Source organism: Sphingomonas sp. BL-S-30 (assembly GCF_055521475.1).
Genome location: NZ_CM145481.1, coordinates 2501 through 24754, shown reverse-complemented (window position 1 = coordinate 24754; position 22254 = coordinate 2501). Strand labels below are relative to the sequence as shown.

Sequence of the window (22254 nt, the reverse complement as noted above, 5' to 3'; positions counted from 1 at the left end):
GACGATGACGCAAGTGCAGGCACTGGACAGGCCGGTCGTGGAACGGCCGTCACCAGCGACGATGATCGCGACCGACCGCAATGGCGGTTTCTGGCAGGTGGGGCATCGCCCCACGCTGATCGCCGCCTTTCTCTATTTCGATCTCGCTTTCATGGTGTGGGTGCTGCTCGGTCCGCTCGCACCGATCATCGCCGCCGACCTCGCGCTGACCCCCGCCCAAAAGGGCCTGATGGTGGCGGTGCCGACCCTGGCGGGCGCGGTGCTGCGGCTGGTCAACGGGGTGCTGGTCGACCGGATCGGCCCGAAACGCACCGGGGCAATCGGCCAGATCATCGTCATCGCCGGGTTGCTGGCGGCCTGGGCGTTCGGGGTGCACAGCTTCGCCGGCACGCTCGCTGTGGGTGTGGTGCTCGGCTTTGCCGGGGCGAGCTTCGCGGTCGCCCTGCCCCTCGCCTCGCGCTGGTACCCGGCCGAGCATCAGGGCAAGGCGATGGGCATTGCCGGCATGGGCAATTCCGGCACCGTGCTTGCCTCGCTGTTCGCGCCGCTGCTCGCCAAGGCGTTCGGCTGGAACGCGGTGTTCGGGCTCGCGGCGATCCCGCTCGCCGTGGTGTTCGTGCTGTACATGGCGATGGCCAAGGACGCGCCCGACCGGCCGGCGCCGAAGAAGCTCGCTGCCTATCTGGCCGTGCTGAAGCAGGCCGACGCCTGGTGGTTCATGCTGTTCTACGGCGTGACCTTCGGCGGGTTCGTCGGCCTTGCCGCGAGTCTCTCGATCTATTTCACTGACCAGTTCGCGCTGAGCCCGGTGATGGCGGGATATTGTACCGCGGCCTGTGTGTTCATCGGGTCGCTCGTCCGCCCGTTCGGTGGCGCGACGGCCGACAGGATCGGCGGCGTGAAGACGCTGACGGTCGTCTATGGCCTGGCCGCGGCGACGCTGATCGCGATCAGTACCGCGCCTGCCTCGCTCGTCGGCACCATGGCCTTGTTCCTGCTGGTGATGGCGACGCTTGGCTTCGGCAATGGCGCGGTGTTCCAGCTGGTGCCGCAGCGTTTCCGCCATGAGATCGGCGTGATGACCGGGCTGGTCGGGTTCGGCGGTGGTGTCGGCGGCTTCTATCTTGCTTCCTCGCTCGGCTTCGCCAAACAGCTGACCGGCAGCACCGCGACGGGTTTCCTGATCTTTGCCGGGCTGGCGCTGGTCGCTTTGGGCGGGCTGACCTTGGTCAAGGCACGCTGGCGCAGCACCTGGGGCGCGGCCGCCGATGGCGTGCAGATCTGATGCGTGCGTTCATCCTTTTGGCGGGACTGGCATCGACACCGGCGCTTGCCGGGCCGGTCACGCTGAAGCCGCTGATCGATGCGCGGCTGCGGTACGAGCATGTCGACCAGGCGCCGCTGGCTCGCGATGCCGATGCCGTGACGATGCGTATCCGCAGCGGCGTGGAGGCCAAGGCCGGCGATTTCGCGCTGCTGGCCGAAAGCGAGGCAGTGCTAGCGCTGTCGGAACATTATAATAGCGGGCTCAACGGCAAGACCGGTTTTCCGCTGGTGCCCGACGCGCAGAATATCGAGCTGAACCGGTTGCAGCTCCAGTATCGCGGGCTGCCCAGGACGGTCGTCACGGTCGGACGGCAGCGGATCAATCTCGACGACCAGCGCTTCGTGGGATCGGTCGGCTGGCGCGACAATGAGCAGACCTTCGACGCGGCGCGGATCGAATGGTCAGGCGTGAAGAACCTCAAGGCGGATGTGACCTATGCCTGGGCCGACCGGACCATCTGGGGGATCGACGGCGGCAATCGCTATGGCCCGGCGCGCTACGCATCGATCGGCGGCGACAATGTCTTTGCCAATCTCTCCTTCACGACGACGCTCGGCACGCTCACCGGCTTTGCCTATCTGGTCGACCAGGACCGGGCGCTGGTGCTGCGCAACAGCAGCCAGACCTATGGCGCGCGCTTCGCCGGGGGCCGCGCGATCGGGCCGAAAGCGAAGCTGACCTATCTCGCCAGCTATGCGCGGCAGAGCGACCATGGCCGCAACCCGAACCATTATGCCGCAAGCTATTATGCCGGCGAGATCGGGCTGGAGCTGGCCGCGTTCAAGCTGGGCGGTGGTTATGAGGTGCTCGGCGCCGATGAGGGCGTGGCGCTGACCAGTTTCCAGACGCCGCTCGCGACCTTGCACAAGTTCAACGGCTGGGCGGACAAGTTCCTCGTCACCCCACCCGATGGCCTGCGCGATGCCTATGCTTCGGCGGGCTATGGCTGGAAGGAGGTCGGGCCCTTCGCCTCGATCGACCTGGCCGCCGCCTACCACCGCTTCGACAGCGACCGTGCCGCCCAGCATTATGGCGACGAGATCGACGTGCAGGCGAGCGTCAGGCGTGGGCGGTACACCGCGCTCGCCAAATACGCGTCCTACGCCGCCGATCGCTTCGCGACCGATACCACCAAATTCTGGCTCTCCCTGGAGTGGGCGATATGACCCCTGACAAACCGCATCTTGTCGTCATCGGCAACGGCATGGCCGGGTGCCGCGCGATCGAGGAAATCCTTGCGCGCGACGCGGGCAAATACCGCATCACCATCTTCGGCGCCGAGCCGCGGGTGAACTATAACCGCATCATGCTCTCCCCGTTGCTGGCGGGCGAAAAGGTGTTCGAGGATATCGTGATCAACGATCACGCCTGGTACGCCGACAATGCGATCGACCTGGTCGCGGGCGATCCCGTGGTGGCGATCGACCGGGCCGGGCGCACCGTCACCGCACGGTCGGGCCGGGTCGAGAGGTACGACAAGCTGCTGCTCGCGACGGGTTCCGATCCCTTCATCATCCCGGTGCCGGGGCACGATCTGCAGGGTGTCGTTACCTTTCGCGACATGGACGATGTCGGCGCGATGCTGCGCGCGGCGTCGGCCGGGGGCGATGCGGTGGTGATCGGCGGCGGGCTGCTCGGGCTCGAGGCAGCGCATGGCCTGTGCCTGCGCGGCATGAAGGTGACGGTGCTTCACCTGATGCCGACCCTGATGGAGCGGCAGCTCGACGAAGCCGCCGGCTGGCTGCTGAAGGAAGAGCTGGAACGTCGCGGGCAGACGATCCTGACCGGGGCCGATACGGCGCAGATCATCGGCCAGGGCAAGGTCGAGGGCGTGCGGCTGAAGGACGGGCGCGAGATTCCCGCGAGCCTCGTCGTGATGGCAGTGGGCATTCGCCCCAATGTGAAGCTGGCGCGCGATGCGGGGCTCGCGATCGGGCGCGGTATCCATGTCGACGACCATCTCGTCACGTCGGACGCCGACATCCTCGCGGTGGGCGAATGCGTCGAGCATCAGGGCCAGGTCTACGGCCTGGTCGCGCCGTTATGGGAGATGTGCCGCAGCCTCGCCGACGGGCTGGTCGCGACGCCCAATGGCTATGGCGGATCGGTCACCTCGACCAAACTCAAGGTCTCCGGGATCGACGTCTTCTCCGCCGGCGATTTCTCGGGCGGCGAAGGCTGCGAGGACATCGTCATGCGCGACGCCTCGCGCGGTATCTACAAGCGCGTGGTGGTCAAGGACGACCGGCTGATCGGCGCGGTGCTCTATGGCGATACGCAGGACGGCAACTGGTATTTCGACCTGCTGAAACGCCAGGAGGATGTCGCCTCGATCCGCGACGCGCTGATCTTCGGCCAGGCCTTCGCCTCGGGAGGAGGGGCATCGGCAAACCCTAATGCGGCCGTCGCGGCGATGGCCGACGACGGCGAGATCTGCGGCTGCAACGGGGTGTCCAAGGGTAAGGTGGTCGCGGCGATCGAAGGGGGCGCCTGCACGCTCGACGCCGTGCGGGCCTGCACCAAGGCATCGGCCTCGTGCGGATCGTGCACCGGGCTGGTCGAGGGGCTGCTCGCGATCACCATGGGCGATGAGTACGCCGGCGAACGCGCCGCGCCGACCGTGTGCAAATGCACCAGCTTCACGCACGAGGATGTCCGCCGGCTGATCGTCGAGAAGTCGCTAAAGGCGATCCCGCAGGTGATGCAGGAGCTGCACTGGACCACGCCCGACGGCTGTTCCGCGTGCCGGCCGGCGCTCAATTATTACCTGCTGTGCGCCTGGCCGGGCGAGTTCGTCGACGACAACCAGTCGCGCTTCGTCAACGAGCGGATGCACGCCAACATCCAGAAGGACGGCACCTATTCGGTCGTGCCGCGCATGTGGGGCGGGGTGACCAACCCGAAGGAGTTGCGCGCGATCGCCGATGTCGCCGAGAAATATCAGGCGCGCATGGTGAAGGTGACGGGCGGGCAGCGGCTCGACATCTTCGGTATCCGCAAGGAGGATTTGCCCGCGGTCTGGGCCGATCTCAATGCTGCGGGAATGGTCAGCGGCCATGCCTATGCCAAGGCGCTGCGCACGGTGAAGACCTGTGTCGGCTCCGAATGGTGCCGCTTCGGCACGCAGGATTCGACTGGCCTCGGCATCAGGATCGAGCAGATGACCTGGGGCAGCTTCATGCCGCACAAGTTCAAGATCGCGGTGTCGGGTTGCCCGCGCAACTGCGCCGAAGCGACGATCAAGGACGTGGGCGTGATCTGTGTCGACAGCGGGTATGAGCTGTCGATCGGCGGCAATGGCGGCATCAAGCTGCGCGGCACCGATTTCCTCTGCAAGGTCGCGACCGAGCAGGAAGCGATGGATTATTGCGCTGCCTTCATCCAGCTCTACCGCGAGGAAGCGCGCTACCTCGACCGCACCGCGCCCTGGGTCGAGCGGGTCGGGCTCGATTATATCCGGCAACGCATCGTCGATGATCCGGTGGGGCGCGAGGCGTTGCGGGCGCGGTTTCTCTATTCGCAGAGCTTCATGCAGGATGATCCCTGGGCGAAACGCGCCGCGGGCGAGGACTGGAAACTCCACCAGCATCTCGCCGAGATTCGGCCGGCCCCCACGCCAGTTCCCGCCCGCAAGCTGGAGGTCGCGTGATGGAACCCGAATGGCTCGATATCGGTCCGGTCGACCAGCTTCCGGCGCTAGGCGCGCGCACCCTGCCGGTGCGGGGCGGACGCGAGATCGCGATCTTCCACACCGCCAATGGCCAGGTCTATGCGCTGGCCAATCAATGTCCGCACAAGGCCGGGCCGCTCAGCCAAGGCATCGTCCACGACACGACGGTGACCTGCCCGCTGCACAACTGGCGGATTTCGCTGGTGACGGGCGAGGCGCTGGGCGCGGACAAGGGGTGCGTGCCGGTTATTCCGGTGAAGGTGGACGGGGGACGGATTTTGATCGGGCGCGCTGCCGCGCTTGAGGGGGTCGCGTCGTGATCACTCCCCTCCCTGGAAGGGAGGGGCTGGGGGTGGGTGCGCGCGTCTGCGCGCCCAATAAAACTCGTCGCGACATGATACAAAGCTTCGAGGGGGCATCGAGCCCCCTCGAAGCTGACCCACCCCTTGCCCCTCCCTTTCAGGGAGGGGAATGATGGTCAAAACCACCTGTCCTTATTGCGGCGTCGGCTGTGGTGTGGTCGCGACTCCTACAGGCGACCGAACAGCCGCGATAAAAGGCGACCCCGACCACCCCGCCAATCGCGGCAGGCTCTGCTCGAAGGGCACGCATCTCGGCGAGACGATCGGGCTGGAGGGGCGCTTGTTGCACCCGATGATCGGCTCCCGAAAGGCGGGCTGGGATGAAGCGCTGGACCTCGTCGCCAGCCGTTTCGCCGCGACGATCGCCGAATACGGCCCGGACAGCGTCGCCTTCTACGCCTCGGGCCAGATGCTGACCGAGGATTATTACGTCGCCAACAAGCTGATGAAGGGCTTTATCGGCACCGCCAATATCGACACCAATTCGCGGCTGTGCATGGCGAGCGCCGTGGCGGCGCATGTCCGGGCGTTCGGCGAGGATGTGGTGCCGTGCAGCTATGACGATCTCGACGCCGCCGACCTGATCGTGCTGGTCGGATCGAACACCGCCTGGTGTCACCCGATCGTCTGGCAACGCATCGAGGCTGCACGAGCGACGCGCGGCACGAAGCTGGTGGTGATCGACCCGCGCCGCACCGAGACCGCCGAGCGGGCCGATCTCCACCTCGCCATCGCGCCCGACAGCGACGTCGCGCTGTTCGCCGGGCTGCTCGCCGAGATGCGGTCGGTCTGGCGGCTCGACGGGCGCTACCTTGCCGAGCATGTCGTGATGCCGGAGGGGTTCTGGAAAACCCTGCCTGCCGGCGATGTGGCGAAGACCTCCGATATCGCGCCCGCCGACCTGCAGGCGTTCTACGACCTGTTCGCCGAGCATCCGCGCACCGTCACCCTGTTCAGCCAGGGGGTGAACCAGTCGACCAGCGGCACCGACAAGGCGAATGCGATCATCAACCTGCACCTCGCGACCGGGCGCATCGGCAAGCCGGGTGCGGGGCCGTTCAGCATCACCGGCCAGCCCAATGCGATGGGCGGGCGCGAAGTCGGCGGGCTCGCCTCGATGCTGGCGGCGCATATGGGGTTCAGCGATGCGGAGCGCGACCGGGCGCAGCGCTTCTGGCAGTCGCCGACGATCTGTCCCGGGCCCGGGCTGAAGGCCGTCGACATGTTCGACGCGATGGCCAAGGGCAGGATAAAGGCGGTGTGGATCATGGCGACCAACCCCGCCGTCTCGCTGCCCGATGCGCGGATGGCGCGGGTGGCGCTGGCCAATTGCCCGTTCGTCGTGGTCTCCGATTGCATCGCGGCGACCGACACGAGTTTCTACGCGCAGGTGAAGCTGCCCGCGACCGGCTGGGGCGAGAAGGACGGCACGGTCACCAATTCCGAACGCCGCATCTCGCGCCAGCGTGGCTTCATGACGTCACCGGGCGAAGCGAAGCCAGACTGGTGGGCAATCGCCGAAGTGGCGAGGCGCATGGGCTTTGCGGGGTTCGACTATCCCGACGCGGCGAGCATCTTCCGCGAATTCGCCGCGCAGACCGGGTTCGAGAATGACGGCGCGCGGGTGTTCGATATCTCGGACAAGGCAGCGATGTCGAACCAGGATTATGACGTCATGGCGCCGTTCCAATGGGGCGGCCCCTCGCCTTTCGCGGCGCGGAGCTATGCCACGCCCGACGGCAAGGCGCGGCTGGTGCCGGTTCGCCATGTGCCCCGCGACGATGGCAATCGCGCCTTTCCGTTGCGGCTCAATACGGGGCGTTATCGCGACCAGTGGCACAGCATGACGCGCACCGGCCTGTCGCCGAAGCTCTCCCAGCATCGCCGCGAGCCGTTGGTCGAGGTACATCCCGACACCGTTCAACGGCTCGGGCTAGTCGATGGGGGGCTGGCGCGCGTTCAGACGCCGCAAGGATCGAGCGTCTTTCGCGTCGCCAGCACGCCCGACCAGCGGAGGCGCGAGCTGTTCGTGCCGATCCACTGGACCGACCAGACCAGCGGCGGCGGCCGGGCGGGGTTGTTGCCGGGGCGCGACCGCGATCCGGTGTCGGGCCAGCCCGGCTTCAAGAATACGCCGGCGACCGCCACCCCGTACAAGCCGGGGTGGAGCGGTTTCCTGCTATCGCGCGACCTCCCGGCCAAACCCGATTGCGCTTACTGGACGCTGATCCGCACCGCGAACGGCTGGCTGACCGAACTGGCGGGCGACGGCGATATCGCGGCGCTCACCGCGCTGATGCCCGAGGGCGAGCGGGCCGAGATGGTCGACACCAAGCGCGGTGTGATCCGATCCGCGGTGATGGTCGATGGCGCGCTCCGGGCGGCCCTGTTCATCTCGCGTAGTGGCGGACTGCCGCCGCGCGACTGGCTGATCGCGCAGCTCGGCCAGGCGGATGCCGCGCCGTTCGAACTGCTCGCGGGGCGCCCCGCCACGCCGGCGCCCGATCGCGGCAGGATCATCTGCGTCTGCTTCGATGTCGGGCTCAACACCATCCTCGACGCGATTGCCGGGCAACGCCTGGTCAGCGTCGAGGCCGTCGGTGCGGCGATCAACGCAGGCACCAATTGCGGATCGTGCCGCCCCGCCATTGCCGCCCTGCTCCCACCGCAAAAGGAAGCCGCTTATGGTTGAGCTCATCGCCCCCGGCGAAGTCTGGCTGGTCGGGGCCGGCCCCGGCGACCCCGATTTGTTGACACGCAAGGCCGAGCGGCTGATCGCCGCTGCCTCGGTGATATTCCACGACGCGCTGGTCGGGCCGGGCGTGCTCGACCTGATCCCGGAGCATGTGCGCCGCGTGCCCGTGGGCAAGCGCGCCGGGCGGCATTCGCGCACCCAGGAGGCGATCAACGGGCTGCTGGTCAGGGCTGCGCTCGATGGCGAGCGTGTGGTGCGGCTGAAAGGTGGCGACCCGTCGGTCTTCGGGCGGTCGGCGGAAGAGATGGACGCGCTGGCGCTGGCAGGGGTGCGCGCGCGCATCTGCCCCGGCATCACTGCGGCCAGCGCCGCCGCCGCGAGCGCGGGGGTGTCGCTGTCGCTGCGCGGATCGGCGCGGCAGGTGCGCTTCGTCACTGCCCAGGCGCGGGCGGGCGAGGCAATCGATCTCGACTGGAGCGCGCTGGCCGATCCCGGTGCCACGCTGGTCTTCTATATGGGCCGGAGTGCCGCGCCCGAAATCTGCCGCAAGTTGATCGCCCACGGGCTGTCCGCCGCGACACCGGTGCTGATCGCCGGGGATGTGAGCCTCGCCGAGGAACGGCTGGTCCATACGCGGCTCGACCTGTTGCCGATCGCGATCGGCACCGCGACCGGCGGGCCAGCGCTGATCCTGATCGGCGAAGCGATGCGCGCGCGCCGCGCGGCCGACCTCGATGCGATACTCGACGCGGCGCGCCGGCATGTCTGACCTTGCTTTCGCTCTCCGCCCGAGCACACCCTGCCGGGCCACGCTCGGCTTCGACGCCGCGATCGCGCATATGGCGGCGGCAGCAACACCCCTCGCCCGGGAACGGGTGGCGCTGGCCGATGCCGCAGGCCGCATCCTGGCAGGGCCGGTACGGGCACGGCTCGATTCCCCGCGGGCCGACCTGGCGGCGATGGACGGGTATGCGGTTCAGGGCGGGCGGGCTGCGCGCCTGAAGGTTGTCGGCGCCTCCTTCCCTGCCCGTCCGTTCCGGGGCGCGATCGGTCCGGGCGAAGCCGTCCGTATCTTCACCGGCGCGCCGATGCCGGAAGGCGCCGACCAGGTGATCGTGCAGGAACGGGCGGTACGGCACGGTGACGAGGTCGCCGTACCCGCCGCCGAGGGCCGATGCCATGTCCGGCCGCGCGGATCCGATTTCGCGGCAGGCCAGGCGCTGCTGTCCGCGGATCGGCGGCTCGATGCGCGGGCGATGCTGATCGCCGCGGCGGCGGATGCGGCGACCCTGACCGTGTGGCGAAAGCCTCGGCTCTTCATCCTCGCGACCGGCGACGAACTGTCGCGGCCGGGCTTGGCCAGCGGCGGCATGTTGTCGATCCCCGACAGCACCTCGCTCGCCATCGCGTCGCTCGCTACCGAATGGGGCGCGACGATCTCGGGCATGGCGCTGGTCGCCGACGATCGCGACATGATCGAAGCGCAAGCGCGGGTTGCGATGGCGGAGGCGGATGTGCTGATCGTCACCGGTGGCGCGTCGGTCGGCGAGCGGGACTATTCGCGCGGGGCCTTGGCCGCTCTTGGCCTCGACCGGGTCTTTGCCGGCGTGGCGATCAAGCCGGGCAAGCCCGTGTGGTATGGCCGGGCAGGCAGTACGCAAGTGCTGGGTCTGCCCGGCAATCCGACCGCCGCACTGGTGACCGCGCGGCTGTTCCTTGCGCCGTTGCTGTGCCTGCTCAGTGGCAGACCGACGGGCGCGGCGTTGGACTGGCGACCGGCAGCGCTTGGCGCACCGCTAGGCGAAGCGGGGAATCGCGAGAGCTTCCTCTGCGGTGAGTGGGATGGGGTCGCCGTCAGGGCACTCGACCGGCAGGTCGCCTCGTCACAGGCCAGTCTCGCTTCGGCCAATGTGCTGATCCGGCGCAGGCGCGACGCCCCGGCCGAGCCGACCGGCGGCGCCGCCATGATCCTGGACTTCTGATACGGGTGCCCGCCGACCTGGTCAGCGCGGCGCCTTTTCCGCCTCAAGCTGCCTGAAGGCGATATCGCGCAGCGCCGTCGCGAGTTTCGGCGACAGCCCCAGATCGTCCGCCGCCTTCTCGGTCGCGCCGAGCGAGCGCGGGTCGAGCCCGGTGACCTTGCCGAAGATCATCAGTGCCTCGAGATAATAGCCGGCCGTGCTCGCGTGATACTGGTCATAGGTCCAAAGATCGGTCTTGCCGAACTCGGTCCCGTCATAGGGATTGGGATCGGCCACCCCTTCGGCAAAGGCGCGGTTCCATGCCTCGCCGATCGGGATGATCCCGTCGATCGAACGATTGGCCAGCGCAAGATTGGCGCCGGCGCGCAGATCCAGCGCCATCGCGGTGATCGGCTTGCCGAACCAATGGCCCTTGGGCTGATAGGTTTCGTCGGCGCGCGACCAGGTCGAGCTGAACTCGATCCGCACCGCCGGATTGCGCTGGCGAAACATCGCCGCGAGCAGCCGGGAATAGGTCACCAGCAGCCCGGGATCGCCCGGCTTGGCCCGGTCGAGCGTGCTGAATTCCTGCAGCACAACGACATCCCATTTGCGATCGAGCAACGCGCGCCTGGTGTCGTAATGGAAATCCAGGCCCTTGCCGCCCTGGGTCTCCAGGCTGACGGTATAATTGAGCCCCGCCTCCTGCGTCATCAGCTTGAAGATCGCCGGCACGCCGCCGGTGCCGTCATTGGTGAGGTCAGTCACCGTGTCCGTACGGTAGCGGCGCACCGCCGAATGCGCCCCTTGCGTGAAGCTGTTGCCGACGAACAGGATCGTCCGGGCCGGCGGCGCCACCGTGGAGATCACCGGCGGGGGGACGGGCGCCTGCACCTGCGCGACCGCCGCGACAGGGGACAGCGCCACGAACGACGCCGCCAGCAGCAACCCGATCTTGCCCAATTTCATCCGCGTCTTCCTCAAAACTTCTTGCCGATCGATACGTACCAGTAACGGCCATAGGGATTGTAGAGCGAGCCGAAATAGCCATCGGCGGTGATCGGCGGCTGCTTGTCGAACAGGTTGCGCGCGCCGACGCGGATCCGCGTATTGTCCAGCGCGCCGCCCTTGAAGCGATATTGCGCGTAGAGGTTGAACGTCGTCTGGCCTTGGATGACATAGGGATTGCCCGATGCATCGAGGAAATTGGTGTCGTTGACGTCACTGGTGAAGTTGGCGAAGCCACCGATCTGAACCTGGCCGAGCGTCCAGGTGAGTGACCCGGTGACGCGCCATTTCGGCTTGCCGCGCACCTCGATCAGATCGCTGCCGTCAGTGAGCGGCGTCGCCGCGTTGATCGTGCCGGCCGAGCGCGCATCGAACAGCGTCTGCACCATCGGGGGATTCTCGCGGGCATATTTGGTCAGCCGCGCCGCGTTGATGTTGAGATCGAAATCGCCAATCCCGGTATCGTTCAGGCGATAGAGCAGCGCGAGATCGACACCCTGCACCGTCTGCGGCAGCAGATTGGTGAACTGGTCCTTGATCTGCAGGATCGCCCCGGCCGGCGCCAGGTTCGATCCGGCGAACACCGCGGTGTCGTCCGGCGTCACCGCCGCGCGGATGACGTTGGGGTTGCTCGAACCCTGGAGGCGCAGGAGATAGTCGAGCACCAGCGCGTTCTGCGCGCCGAACTGGCCGACGATTCCGACCTGGTGGATCGACCAGAAATCGGCGGTCAGGGTCAGCCGGCCGAAACGGCGCGGGATGAACTTGGGCTCGATCACCGCGCCGACCGTCCAGTTGGTGCTGTCCTCCGGCTTCAGGTCCGGGTTGCCGCTGATCAGGATGGTGTAGCTGATGTTGCGCGTGCAGGTGTTGAAATTGGCGATGGCGGCTTTGCGTACGTCCGCTTCGCAGCGATAGAAATCCTGATTGATCACACTGCTCGAGCTGAGCCGCGAATATTGCACCGTCTTGGTCTGTTCGAGGTTCGGCGCGCGGAAGCCCTGCGACCAGGAACCGCGCAGGCGCAGGCCATCGACCAGATCCCAGGCGGCGGCGACCTTCGGCTTCGCCACCGATCCGAAATCGCTGTAATGTTCGTAACGGCCGGCCAGCTGCAGATCGAGGCGCCGGACCAGCGGGATGTTCATGTCCGGCGAGACCAACGGCACGGCGAGTTCGCCAAAGGCCGAGGCGACGAAGCGGTCGCCCCGGGTGGACGGCGTCGGGCTGACCGCCGCGACATTGCTGATCGAGGTCTCCCCGGTCACCGCATCGACGAACTGGATCCGCCCGTCGAGGTTCGGATCGCGATCGTCGCGCTGAGTCTCGCGGCGGCCCTCGATGCCCGCCGCGATGCCGACATCGCCGCCCGGAAGCGCGAAGAGATGGCCGTTGGACACCTTGAAATCGCCCAGCGCCAGGGTGGTCTTGTCGTGCCGGCGCAGCTTGAAGGTGATCGCGTCGATCGCTGCCTGGGACGAGGGCGAGCAATCGCCGATGCTCGGATTGGCCGAGCAGCCGCCGCTGAACGGATTATAGGCGTCGGGCGTCGACAGCGCGAGGCTCTGCTGCAGCTTGGTCATGTTGATGGCGTCGGACTGGTCGGTCGCGATCGCCTCGGAATAGAGGAAGGCCGTGTCGAAATCGAAGCTGCCGATCTTGCCCCTCGCGCCGCCGAGGAAGCGCGACTGCGAGTTGGTCACGTCGACATATTGCGGACCGGTATCGACGAAGCGGTAGGTCGACAGGCGCACCGGCAGACCGGCGGCGGGCACGTTGGTGAGGCCCGAAATACGGTTTGGATTCACCGTACCGTTGGCGAAGACGGTCGGGCCGAACGGATTCCAGTAATTGGTCGCCGGCACCACGATCGCGTTCAGGTTGATCGTCGGCGGCTGAACCGCGTGGCTCTTCGCCTTGTAATAGCCGATCTCGGTATAGAAAGTGAAGGCATCCGAGACGTCGTAATGCGCGCTAAGAAAGCTGTTGAAGCGGCTGATGCGCGGCGAGACCGTGGTGTCCGCGGCATTGTCGAAGCGCTCGTTGCGCAAGGTCGTGCCGGTCGCACGCGTGCCGGTGCCGAGGCAGGTATCGGCGCTGATCGTGACGACGCAGCCGGGGTTGAGCGCCGACTGGGTGTGGAAGAGACCAGTCGAGCTGGTAACGGCGGTGGTACCGCGGCGGATCGTGCCAGGACCGCCGACGACGGCGAGATTTGCCCAGGGCGACTGAGTCGCGCGGCTGTCGGGATTGGCGCTGCTGGAAAAGTCGGGGTCCTGGAGAAACAGCGAACGCAGATCGTTGGTCGCCGTATAGGCTTCGTCACCCGAAAGCTGCGCGGTGCGCCGGGTATAATCGAGATAGAGCGACACATTGCCGCGTCCCCCGGCAAAGTCGGTGCCGGCGAAACCGGTGATCTGATATTCCTTGCGATGCGTGCCTTCGGCAAAGCCGAAGCGGCCGTCGATCGACACGCCCTTGTAATCGCTCTTGGTCACGGTGTTGACCACGCCGGCCACGGCATCGGCGCCGTAGATCGCGGCCGCGCCGTCGCGCAGCACTTCGAGCCGCTCGATGCCGGCGACCGGCAGCGAGTTGGAGTTGAAGCCCAGCACGGGGACATTGCCCTCGCCCGCCTGGCTGACCGGATGCGAGACGAGGCGGCGGCCGTTGAGCAGCACCAGCGTGTTGCCGACGCCGAGGTTGCGCAGGTTGATCGAATTGACGTCGCCGCGCGCCGCGTTGCTGGTCTGTGGGTTGTTCGAGGGGTTGAAAGTGACGTCACCCATTTGCGGGATGGCGCGGATCAGGTCGTCGCCGGTCAGCGCGCCGGTCGCGTCGATCTGCTTCGAATCGAGCACGGTGACGGGGAGCGCGGCGGTGACGCTCGACCCCTTGATCTGCGACCCGACGACGACGATGTCCTTCACCTCGGCCGCATCCTCCTCCGTCGGCGCGAGCGAGCCGCTATCCTGCGAGGCGGGCGCGGCCGGCGCTTCCTGCGCCCAGGCGCCGGCGGTCACGAGCGCGGCAAAGGCGGTTCCGGCAAGCAGCGCCGCCGATCGGATTGCAAGGTTCATCTTCTCTCTCCCCATTCGTCATTCTGCCAGCGCCGTTGCGACGTCCGGTGCGATCACTGATTCAAGCGGTAGTGGTTGGCCGGCCATCGCCGCGTCGAGACGGGTGCGATCGAGCGCGCCTTCCCAGCGCGCGACCACCACGGTCGCGACGGCGTTGCCGATGAAATTGGTCAGGCTGCGGCATTCCGACATGAAGCGGTCGACGCCGAGGATCAGCGCCATGCCGGCGACGGGCACGTCGGGCACGATCGACAAGGTCGATGCGAGCGTGATGAAGCCGGCACCGGTAACCCCGGCCGCGCCCTTCGAACTCAGCATCGCCACCAGCAACAGGCTGATCTGCTGCCACAGCGACAGGTCGACATTGCAGGCCTGGGCGATGAACAGCGCCGCCAGGGTCATATAGATATTGGTGCCATCGAGATTGAACGAATAGCCGGTCGGCACGACCAGCCCGACGACGGTCTTGTCGCAGCCGGCCGCTTCCATCTTGCCGATCAGGCTGGGCAAAGCCGCTTCGGACGAGGAGGTGCCGAGCACCAGCAGTAGCTCGGCGCGCAGATAGACGATCAGCCGGACGATCGAGAAGCCATGCGCCCGCGCGACCGCGCCCAGGATCACCAGCACGAAGAACAAGGACGTGAAATAGAAGGTCGCGACCAGCGCGCCGAGATTGACCAGCGATCCCACGCCATATTTGCCGATGGTAAAGGCCATCGCCCCGAACGCGCCGATCGGCGCCGCCCGCATCAATATGCCGACCAGCTTGAACACGATCAGCGCCAGCCGCTCGACCAGGTCCAGGACAGGCTCGGCGGGCTTGCCGACCAGCGACATGGCGATGCCGAACAGGATCGCGACGAACAGCGTCTGCAGGATCGAGCCATCGGTCAGCGCCGAGACCATCGTCGTCGGGATGATCGACAACAGGAAACCGGTGATCGTGGTCTCGTGCGCCTTATGCGAATAGGTGGCGACCGCGCCCTGATCGAGCGTGGCGGGATCGACGTTCATGCCGGCGCCCGGCTGCACGACATTGGCGACGATCAGGCCGAGGATCAGCGCCAGCGTCGAGAAGGCAAGGAAATAGCCGAACGCCTTGGCCGCGACCCGGCCGACCGACGACAATTGCCGGACGCTGGCGATGCCGCTGACCACCGACAGGAAGATCACCGGCGCGATGACCATCTTGACCAGGTTGATGAAGCCGTCGCCGACGGGTTTCATCGCTGCGCCCCAGACCGGCCAGAAGTGGCCGAGCGTCACGCCCAGAATGATGGCGACCAATACCTGCGCATAAAGGTGCCGCCAAAGCGGGACGCGCGCACGGGGTTGGTCGGTGGCAGTGGCGACGGTGATCGTCATTCAGTCCCTCTCGGCGCGCGAAACCGCGCTGTCGGCCACTTTCTGGTGAGCGGCTGGGTGTGAAACTACGACGCCAGAACGCCGCTTGGGAGAGTTTCGAAATGGGAGGACATATGATTGAGAAATATAGATTATTTAGATGAGCATGGCCTGCTGGTCGATTTAAACTGTGCGCATTTCCGCACATGACAGCGGAGATTTGTGTGGTATGTCGCTCATAATGGCCGACCGACCAAATGCTATCAGACTTCGGCTCGTCGCGGCAGCATTGCTCCTGATCGCCGTCGGCGCCGTGCTGCTCTGGGCCGGAGCGCGCTGGGCCAATGCCCAGGCGGAGTCGGCCGCCGATGCCGCAACCAGCCAGACCGCGCGGAGCCATGCCGGGTTGCTCGCCAGCGAGCTGCAGAAATTCCGGCTGCTGCCGCTGGTGCTGGTCGAATATCCCGATGTCGCGACGGCGCTGGAGACTCATGCGCCGGCAGCGGTCGAGCGGCTCAATCGCACGCTCGAACTGCTCGCCAGCCGTACCGACGCCGCCGCGATCTACGCCATCGACGCGGGCGGCCTGACCGTCGCGGCGAGCAACTGGCGGTTGCCGACCAGCTTTGTCGGCCAGAATTACAGCTTCCGCCCCTATTTTCGGGGAGCCATGGCGCGCGGCGCCTCGGAACTGTTCGCGCTCGGCACGATCAGCGGGCGGCCGGGCCTGTTCCTCGCCCGGCGGCTCGAAGTCGGCGGGCGCGCAGTGGGGGTCGTGGTGGTCAAGGTCGAGTTCGACCGGCTCGAAGCGACCTGGGCGCGCACGCCGGGACCGAGCTTCGTCACCGATGCGCACGGCGTGATCCTGATCACCAGCGTGCCCGGCTGGCGTTTCCGCGCCACGCATCCGCTCGATGCCGCGACGCTGGCGCAGGCGCGCTCGACCTTGCAGTTCGGCAGCGGGCCGCCCCAGGCCGCGCCGATCACCCTGTCGGGCGCGGCGGCAACAGCCACGCTTAGCGGCACCGAAGCGCGATATCGTGCCGGCTCCTTTCCGGTGCCGCTGGCGGGGTCGCAGCTGGTCCATCTCGAACCGCTTGCCGCCCCGCTCGCCGCCGCGACGACGCGGGTACGGCTCTGGGGCCTCGGTATCCTGGTCGTCCTCGGCGCGGTCGCCGGGCTGGCGTGGCGTGCGCGCGAGAAACGGCAGCTCCAACGCGAGGCGCAGGCGGCGCTGGAACAGGAAGTCGTGCGGCGCACCGCCGAGCTGAGCGAGACCAACCGCCAGCTCACCATCGAATCCCGCGAGCGTGTCGAGGCCGAGCGCCGCTTCCGCGCCGCACGCGAGGAGCTGGCCCAGGCCAACCGGCTCGGCTCGCTTGGGCAGATCACGGCGGGCGTCGCGCATGAGATCAACCAGCCGGTCGCCGCGATCCGCACCTTTGCCGAGAATGCCGGCATTTTCCTCGACCGCGACCAGATCGATCCGGTGCGCGGCAACCTCGCCCAGATCATCGATCTGACCGCGCGGATCGGATCGATCACCGCCGAGCTGCGCAACTTCGCCCGGCGTCGTACCCCGGCGCGCGGGGCCATCGCGCTGGGCTCCGTGATCGACGGCGCGCTGCTGATCCTCGGCGAACGCGCGCGCGAAGTAGTAACGGCCGACTTGCCGCCGGCGATGCGCGACACCCACGTCGCCGGTGATCGGGTCCGGCTCGAGCAGATCCTGGTCAATCTGCTGCAGAACGCGCTCGACGCGGTCGACGGCGTGGCCGCGCCCCGCATCCTGATCGGCGCGACCGCCTCGGGCGGCGATGTCACCGTGACGGTCGGCGATAATGGCCAGGGCGTCGACCCGACCATCGCCGATCAGCTCTTTGCGCCCTTCGTGTCCGCCAAGCCGGAAGGGCTCGGCCTCGGCCTCGCCATCGCGCGCGACATCGCCCGCGAATTCGGCGGCGAGCTGGAGATCGGCAGCTCCGCGCTCGACGGGGCGGCCTTCATCCTCAGGCTGAAGCGCGCCTGATGCTGTTCCCGACCGAGCAGAGCATCTTCTTCGTCGAGGACGACGCGCCGCTGCGCCAGGCCACGATCCAGACGCTCGAGCTGGCCGGCCTGAGCGTGCGCCCCTTTGCCAGCGCGACCGAGGCACTGCCCGAGATCCGGCCCGACTTTGCGGGCGCAATCATCTCCGACATCCGCATGCCGGGGATCGACGGACTGCAGTTGCTCGAGCGCGTCCGCGCGATCGACCCTGACATCCCCGTGATCCTGATCACCGGCCATGCCGATGTGGCCATGGCGGTTGGGGCGCTGCGCGACGGCGCGTTCGATTTCCTGACCAAGCCCTTTGCCACCGATCACCTCGTTGCGGCCGCCAACAAGGCGCTGGAGAAGAGGTTGCTGGTACTCGACAATCGCCGGCTGCGCGCGGCGGCCGAAGTCGACGAGGGGGGCCCGCTGATCGGCGACAGCGCGGCGATGGTGCAGCTGCGCAGCACGATCCGGCAGCTCGCGCTCGCCGATATCGACGTGCTGGTGGAGGGGGAAACCGGGACGGGCAAGGAACTTGCTGCGCTGTTGCTGCACCGGATGGGCACGCGCAGAAGCCGGCCGTTCATCGCGGTCAATTGCGGCGCGCTGCCCGAGGCGCTCGCCGAGGTCGGGCTGTTCGGCCATGCGGCGGACAGCGTGCCGCACACCAGGCTCGCCCGGGTCGGTCAGATCGAGGCATCGAGCGGCGGCACCCTGCTGCTCGACGAGATCGACAGCATGGCGCTTCCGCTGCAGTCCCGGCTGCTGCGGGTGCTCGAGGAGCGCGAGGTCCATCCCATCGGCGATACTCGACCGCGGAGCGTCGATCTGCGCGTCATCGCGACGACCAAGACCGACCTTGCCGATGCGGCGATGCACGGGCGGTTCCGGCCGGATCTTTATTACCGGCTGAACCTCGTCCGGCTGCGCGTGCCGCCGCTGCGCGAACGCCCCGAGGATATTGCGAGCCTGTTCGCGCGCTTCGTCGAAGAGGCGAAGCAGCAGGCCGGCGTTACTGAATTCCTGCTAACCGACGCCATGCGCCGTCATCTGCGGTCGCATGACTGGCCGGGCAATGTCCGGGAGTTGCGCAACTTCGCGTTCGGCGCGGTCCTTGGCCTGGCCGAACCAGCCGCGGCGGTGCCGGCCGGTCCCCGGCCGAGCCTGCCGTCGCGAGTCAATCAGTTCGAGGCACAGGCAATCGAGGAGGCACTGCGGGCGACGGGGGGCAGTGTGGCGGCGGCGCTCCCGCTGCTCGGGATTCCGCGGAAAACCTTTTACGACAAGGTCGCGCGGCTGGGCATTCGCGTGGAGGATTTCCGGACGCGCGGTGGAGCCGGCAAGGGCTGACCCAGGAGCTTTTACGTCGAGAAGGAGCATCGGCGGTTGTGCGTTGGAGACGCAAAAAAGCCCGCGAGGCGCGTGCCTGCGGGCTGTGTTGTCCGTTGGTTGCGGGGACAGGATTTGAACCTGTGACCTTCAGGTTATGAGCCTGACGAGCTACCGGGCTGCTCCACCCCGCGCCAAGGTTCGCACCCGCTGGTTGGCGGGTGGATGACTGTGAATGGGTTCTGATAGATCCGTTTTTCGTGTTGTTTCACCGGCTTCAATGCCTGGCGACGACCTACTCTTCCATTGCTTGAGCAATAGTACCATCGGCGCAGTCAGGTTTCACGGCCGAGTTCGGGATGGGATCGGGTGGGGCACTGACGCTATAGCCACCAAGCAATGAGGCCGGTGAGACAGCTCGCGGTCAGTTTCCTGACCGCGGGCAGATCCCTTGTGAGGATCTGTCTCGAAAAACGGTTCTTACGGGTCCCATCAAAGTGATACTTTGATGGGTTCCCTTAAAATCGATGCACGCTTTAGCCTGAATTCAGGTGTAGTTGTTTATTAGGCGTTGCTGTCAATCATCCGACGATCGCGGACAGTGCTGGATCTGAACCCAGGATTGTCGTTGATGGTGGGACTCTCAAGCGCAAATAGAGCAATTAGTATCGGTTAGCTCCATGCGTTACCGCACTTCTACATCCGATCTATCAACGTCGTGGTCTCCGACGGCTCTATGAAATCTTATCTCGAGGGAGGCTTCCCGCTTAGATGCTTTCAGCGGTTATCCCGTCCATACATAGCTACCCTGCTGCGCTTCTGGCGAAACGACAGGTACACCAGAGGTATGTTCAACCCGGTCCTCTCGTACTAGGGTCAACTCCTCTCAAATTTCGACGCCCACGGCAGATAGGGACCAAACTGTCTCGCGACGTTCTGAACCCAGCTCACGTACCACTTTAATTGGCGAACAGCCAAACCCTTGGGACCTGCTCCAGCCCCAGGATGTGATGAGCCGACATCGAGGTGCCAAACAACCCCGTCGATATGAGCTCTTGGGGGTTATCAGCCTGTTATCCCCGGCGTACCTTTTATCCGTTGAGCGATGGCCCTTCCACGAGGGACCACCGGATCACTATGACCGACTTTCGTCTCTGCTCGACTTGTCAGTCTCGCAGTCAGGCTGGCTTATGCCATTGCACTCTAACAGACGGTTTCCAACCGTCCTGAGCCAACCTTCGCGCGCCTCCGTTACTCTTTAGGAGGCGACCGCCCCAGTCAAACTACCCGCCACAGAGGGTCCCTGATCCAGTTTCATGGATCGAGGTTAGACATCAGAAAACAACAGGGTGGTATTTCACCTATGGCTCCACGACAGCTGGCGCCGTCGCTTCAAAGCCTCCCACCTATGCTACACAGTTCTTTCCTAATGCCACTCTGAAGCTGCAGTAAAGGTGCACGGGGTCTTTCCGTCTAACCGCGGGTACTCCGCATCTTCACGGAGAATTCAATTTCGCTGAGCATGTCCTGGAGACAGTGGGGAAGTCGTTACGCCATTCGTGCAGGTCGGAACTTACCCGACAAGGAATTTCGCTACCTTAGGACCGTTATAGTTACGGCCGCCGTTTACCTGGGCTTCATTTCGCAGCTTGCACCACTCCACTTAACCTTCAGGCACCGGGCAGGCGTCAGGCCCTATACGTCGTCTTGAAGCCGACTTAGCAGAGCCCTGTGTTTTTGCTAAACAGTCGCTACCCCCTGGCCTGTGCCCCCTCAAAGTGCTTGCGCATAGTGAGGGCCTCCTTCTTCCGAAGGTACGGAGGCAATTTGCCGAGTTCCTTCAGGACACTTCTCTCAAGCGCCTTGGTATACTCTACCTGACCACCTGTGTCGGTTTCGGGTACGGTCTATACGGTGGGGCTATTTCCTGGAACCTCTTCGAAGCCCGCCCAATCCAATAAGGGCGAACAACTCACGAGATCCGTCACACACCACCAGGCCCACGAATATTAACGTGGTTCCCATCGACTACCCCCTTCGGGCTCGTCTTAGGGGCCGGCTCACCCTGCGCGGATTAGCCTTGCGCAGGAACCCTTGGTCTTTCGGCGAGAGGGCATCTCACCCTCTTTATCGCTACTCATGTCTGCATTCGCACTTCCGATACCTCCAGGATCCATTACCAGATCCCTTCACTGGCGTACGGAACGCTCCGCTACCGCTCATCTTGCGATGAACCCTAAGCTTCGGTGCGTGTCTTGAGCCCCGTTACATCTTCGCCGCAAAACCTCTTATTTAGACCAGTGAGCTGTTACGCTTTCTTTAAAGGATGGCTGCTTCTAAGCCAACCTCCTGGTTGTTTTGGAAGTTTCACATGCTTTCCCACTTAGACACGACTTGGGGACCTTAGCTGTAGGTCAGGGCTGTTTCCCTTTTGACGACGGACCTTAGCACCCGCCGTCTGTCTCCCGGATATCACTCGCAGGTATTCGGAGTTTGGTTAGGTTTGGTAGATCTCGCGACCCCCTAGCCCATCCAGTGCTCTACCCCCTGCGGTGTCCATCCGAGGCACTACCTAAATAGTTTTCGCGGAGAACCAGCTATTTCCCGGCTTGATTGGCCTTTCACCCCTAAACACAACTCATCCGGTAACTTTTCAACGTTAATCGGTTCGGACCTCCAGTGCGTGTTACCGCACCTTCATCCTGGTCATGCCTAGATCGCCGGGTTTCGGGTCTAATACATCAAACTTAGTCGCCCTATTCAGACTCGCTTTCGCTGCGCCTACACCTAACGGCTTAAGCTTGCTTGATACATTAAGTCACAGACCCATTATACAAAAGGTACGCAGTCAGGCCACATGAGCCCTCCTACTGCTTGTAGGCAATCCGTTTCAGGTACTGTTTCACTCCCCTCATCGGGGTGCTTTTCACCTTTCCCTCACGGTACTAGTTCACTATCGGTCGCATACGAGTATTTAGGCTTAGAGGGTGGTCCCCCTATGTTCAGACAGAATTACACGTGTTCCGCCCTACTCGAGTCCTGAAGTCTCACTTTCGCATACGGGGCTGTCACCCGCTATGGCCAGTCTTTCCAAACTGTTCTGCTAGTTGAACTCCAGGCACTGGCCTGGTCCGCGTTCGCTCGCCACTACTAACGGAATCTCGGTTGATGTCTTTTCCTCCAGCTACTGAGATGTTTCAGTTCGCCGGGTTCGCTTCACGAAAGCTATGTATTCACTTAAGTGATACCTAGCCCCATTTAGCTTGGTCGCCCTGGTTACCCAGAACGCTCAAGTTAAACGGGATAGGTGGGTTTCCCCATTCGGAAATCGTCGGGTCAAAGGTTGCTCACACCTCACCGACGCTTATCGCAGCGTGCCACGTCCTTCATCGCCTGTATGCGCCAAGGCATCCACGAATTGCCCTTACCTTACGCTTGAGA

At 65.2% G+C, this 22254-nt stretch carries 12 protein-coding genes, 1 tRNA gene and 2 rRNA genes; 9 read left to right on the top strand and 6 right to left on the bottom strand.

Annotated features, from left to right (window positions below; all coding sequences use genetic code 11):
• Window positions 1-61 precede the first annotated feature (61 nt).
• The 7 genes from ACZ1I5_RS00090 (at window position 62) to ACZ1I5_RS00060 (ending at window position 10036) form a co-directional block, all read left to right on the top strand.
• Window positions 62-1285 (top strand): nitrate/nitrite transporter, encoded by a 1224-nt coding sequence (locus ACZ1I5_RS00090; RefSeq protein WP_465173863.1) that lies wholly within the window; start codon window positions 62-64, stop codon window positions 1283-1285.
• Window positions 1285-2493: an alginate export family protein gene (locus ACZ1I5_RS00085; protein ID WP_465171710.1), complete on the top strand. Its 1209-nt coding sequence runs from the start codon at window positions 1285-1287 to the stop codon at window positions 2491-2493. The genes ACZ1I5_RS00090 and ACZ1I5_RS00085 overlap by 1 nt, the downstream gene beginning before the upstream one ends.
• Window positions 2490-4976: a nitrite reductase large subunit NirB gene (gene nirB, locus ACZ1I5_RS00080; RefSeq protein ID WP_465171709.1), complete on the top strand. Its 2487-nt coding sequence runs from the start codon at window positions 2490-2492 to the stop codon at window positions 4974-4976. Before ACZ1I5_RS00085 ends, nirB begins: the two co-directional genes overlap by 4 nt.
• Entirely contained in the window at window positions 4976-5317 is a 342-nt protein-coding gene (gene nirD / locus ACZ1I5_RS00075) for a nitrite reductase small subunit NirD (RefSeq protein ID WP_465171708.1), read from the top strand. Before nirB ends, nirD begins: the two co-directional genes overlap by 1 nt.
• Window positions 5318-5468: 151 nt before the next feature.
• Window positions 5469-8051: a molybdopterin-dependent oxidoreductase gene (locus ACZ1I5_RS00070; RefSeq protein WP_465171707.1), complete on the top strand. Its 2583-nt coding sequence runs from the start codon at window positions 5469-5471 to the stop codon at window positions 8049-8051.
• Entirely contained in the window at window positions 8044-8823 is a 780-nt protein-coding gene (gene cobA, locus ACZ1I5_RS00065; protein WP_465171706.1) for a uroporphyrinogen-III C-methyltransferase, read from the top strand. The genes ACZ1I5_RS00070 and cobA overlap by 8 nt, the downstream gene beginning before the upstream one ends.
• Window positions 8816-10036 carry a molybdopterin molybdotransferase MoeA gene (locus ACZ1I5_RS00060; protein WP_465171705.1) on the top strand — a complete coding sequence of 407 codons (1221 nt, stop codon included), beginning with the start codon at window positions 8816-8818 and terminating at the stop codon, window positions 10034-10036. The genes cobA and ACZ1I5_RS00060 overlap by 8 nt, the downstream gene beginning before the upstream one ends.
• 21 nt (window positions 10037-10057) lie before the next feature.
• Here ACZ1I5_RS00060 and ACZ1I5_RS00055 read toward each other — a convergent pair whose 3' ends face one another.
• Genes ACZ1I5_RS00055 through ACZ1I5_RS00045 form a run of 3 tightly spaced genes read right to left on the bottom strand, consistent with a single transcriptional unit; the run spans window position 10058 to window position 15468 of the window.
• Entirely contained in the window at window positions 10058-10984 is a 927-nt protein-coding gene (locus ACZ1I5_RS00055; protein WP_465171704.1) for a PEP-CTERM sorting domain-containing protein, read from the bottom strand.
• Between the two features lie 11 nt (window positions 10985-10995).
• On the bottom strand, window positions 10996-14103 hold the full coding sequence (locus ACZ1I5_RS00050; protein ID WP_465171703.1) for a TonB-dependent receptor domain-containing protein: 3108 nt from the start codon (window positions 14101-14103) through the stop codon (window positions 10996-10998).
• 18 nt (window positions 14104-14121) lie between these two features.
• Window positions 14122-15468, bottom strand: coding sequence for a dicarboxylate/amino acid:cation symporter (locus ACZ1I5_RS00045; protein WP_465171702.1), 1347 nt, complete (start codon window positions 15466-15468; stop codon window positions 14122-14124).
• 220 nt (window positions 15469-15688) lie between these two features.
• Here ACZ1I5_RS00045 and ACZ1I5_RS00040 point away from each other — a divergent pair, with 220 nt between their 5' ends.
• On the top strand, window positions 15689-17476 hold the full coding sequence (locus ACZ1I5_RS00040; RefSeq protein WP_465171701.1) for a sensor histidine kinase: 1788 nt from the start codon (window positions 15689-15691) through the stop codon (window positions 17474-17476).
• The gene (locus ACZ1I5_RS00035; RefSeq protein ID WP_465171700.1) at window positions 17476-18834 is read left to right on the top strand and encodes a sigma-54-dependent transcriptional regulator; all 1359 of its coding nucleotides are present in this window, start codon (window positions 17476-17478) and stop codon (window positions 18832-18834) included. The genes ACZ1I5_RS00040 and ACZ1I5_RS00035 overlap by 1 nt, the downstream gene beginning before the upstream one ends.
• A 96-nt stretch (window positions 18835-18930) precedes the next feature.
• Here ACZ1I5_RS00035 and ACZ1I5_RS00030 read toward each other — a convergent pair.
• From ACZ1I5_RS00030 to ACZ1I5_RS00020, 3 genes are all read right to left on the bottom strand, one after another.
• A tRNA-Met gene (locus ACZ1I5_RS00030) sits at window positions 18931-19007 on the bottom strand.
• Window positions 19008-19095: 88 nt separating this feature from the next.
• Window positions 19096-19210: ribosomal RNA gene (gene rrf, locus ACZ1I5_RS00025) — 5S ribosomal RNA — on the bottom strand.
• 245 nt (window positions 19211-19455) lie between these two features.
• Window positions 19456-22251, bottom strand: a 23S ribosomal RNA gene (locus ACZ1I5_RS00020).
• Between the last annotated feature and the right edge of the window lie 3 nt (window positions 22252-22254).

Bases quoted from the DNA above. Each gene is read 5' to 3' on its own strand.
- cobA (WP_465171706.1), top strand. From the start codon at position 8,044: ATGGTTGAGCTCATCGCCCCCGGCGAAGTCTGGCTGGTCGGGGCCGGC.
- ACZ1I5_RS00055 (WP_465171704.1), bottom strand. From the start codon at position 10,984: ATGAAATTGGGCAAGATCGGGTTGCTGCTGGCGGCGTCGTTCGTGGCG.
- nirB (WP_465171709.1), top strand. From the start codon at position 2,490: ATGACCCCTGACAAACCGCATCTTGTCGTCATCGGCAACGGCATGGCC.
- ACZ1I5_RS00040 (WP_465171701.1), top strand. From the start codon at position 15,689: ATGGCCGACCGACCAAATGCTATCAGACTTCGGCTCGTCGCGGCAGCA.
- ACZ1I5_RS00090 (WP_465173863.1), top strand. From the start codon at position 62: ATGATCGCGACCGACCGCAATGGCGGTTTCTGGCAGGTGGGGCATCGC.
- nirD (WP_465171708.1), top strand. From the start codon at position 4,976: ATGGAACCCGAATGGCTCGATATCGGTCCGGTCGACCAGCTTCCGGCG.
- ACZ1I5_RS00060 (WP_465171705.1), top strand. From the start codon at position 8,816: ATGTCTGACCTTGCTTTCGCTCTCCGCCCGAGCACACCCTGCCGGGCC.
- ACZ1I5_RS00085 (WP_465171710.1), top strand. From the start codon at position 1,285: ATGCGTGCGTTCATCCTTTTGGCGGGACTGGCATCGACACCGGCGCTT.
- ACZ1I5_RS00045 (WP_465171702.1), bottom strand. From the start codon at position 15,468: ATGACGATCACCGTCGCCACTGCCACCGACCAACCCCGTGCGCGCGTC.
- ACZ1I5_RS00070 (WP_465171707.1), top strand. From the start codon at position 5,469: ATGATGGTCAAAACCACCTGTCCTTATTGCGGCGTCGGCTGTGGTGTG.
- ACZ1I5_RS00035 (WP_465171700.1), top strand. From the start codon at position 17,476: ATGCTGTTCCCGACCGAGCAGAGCATCTTCTTCGTCGAGGACGACGCG.
- ACZ1I5_RS00050 (WP_465171703.1), bottom strand. From the start codon at position 14,103: ATGAACCTTGCAATCCGATCGGCGGCGCTGCTTGCCGGAACCGCCTTT.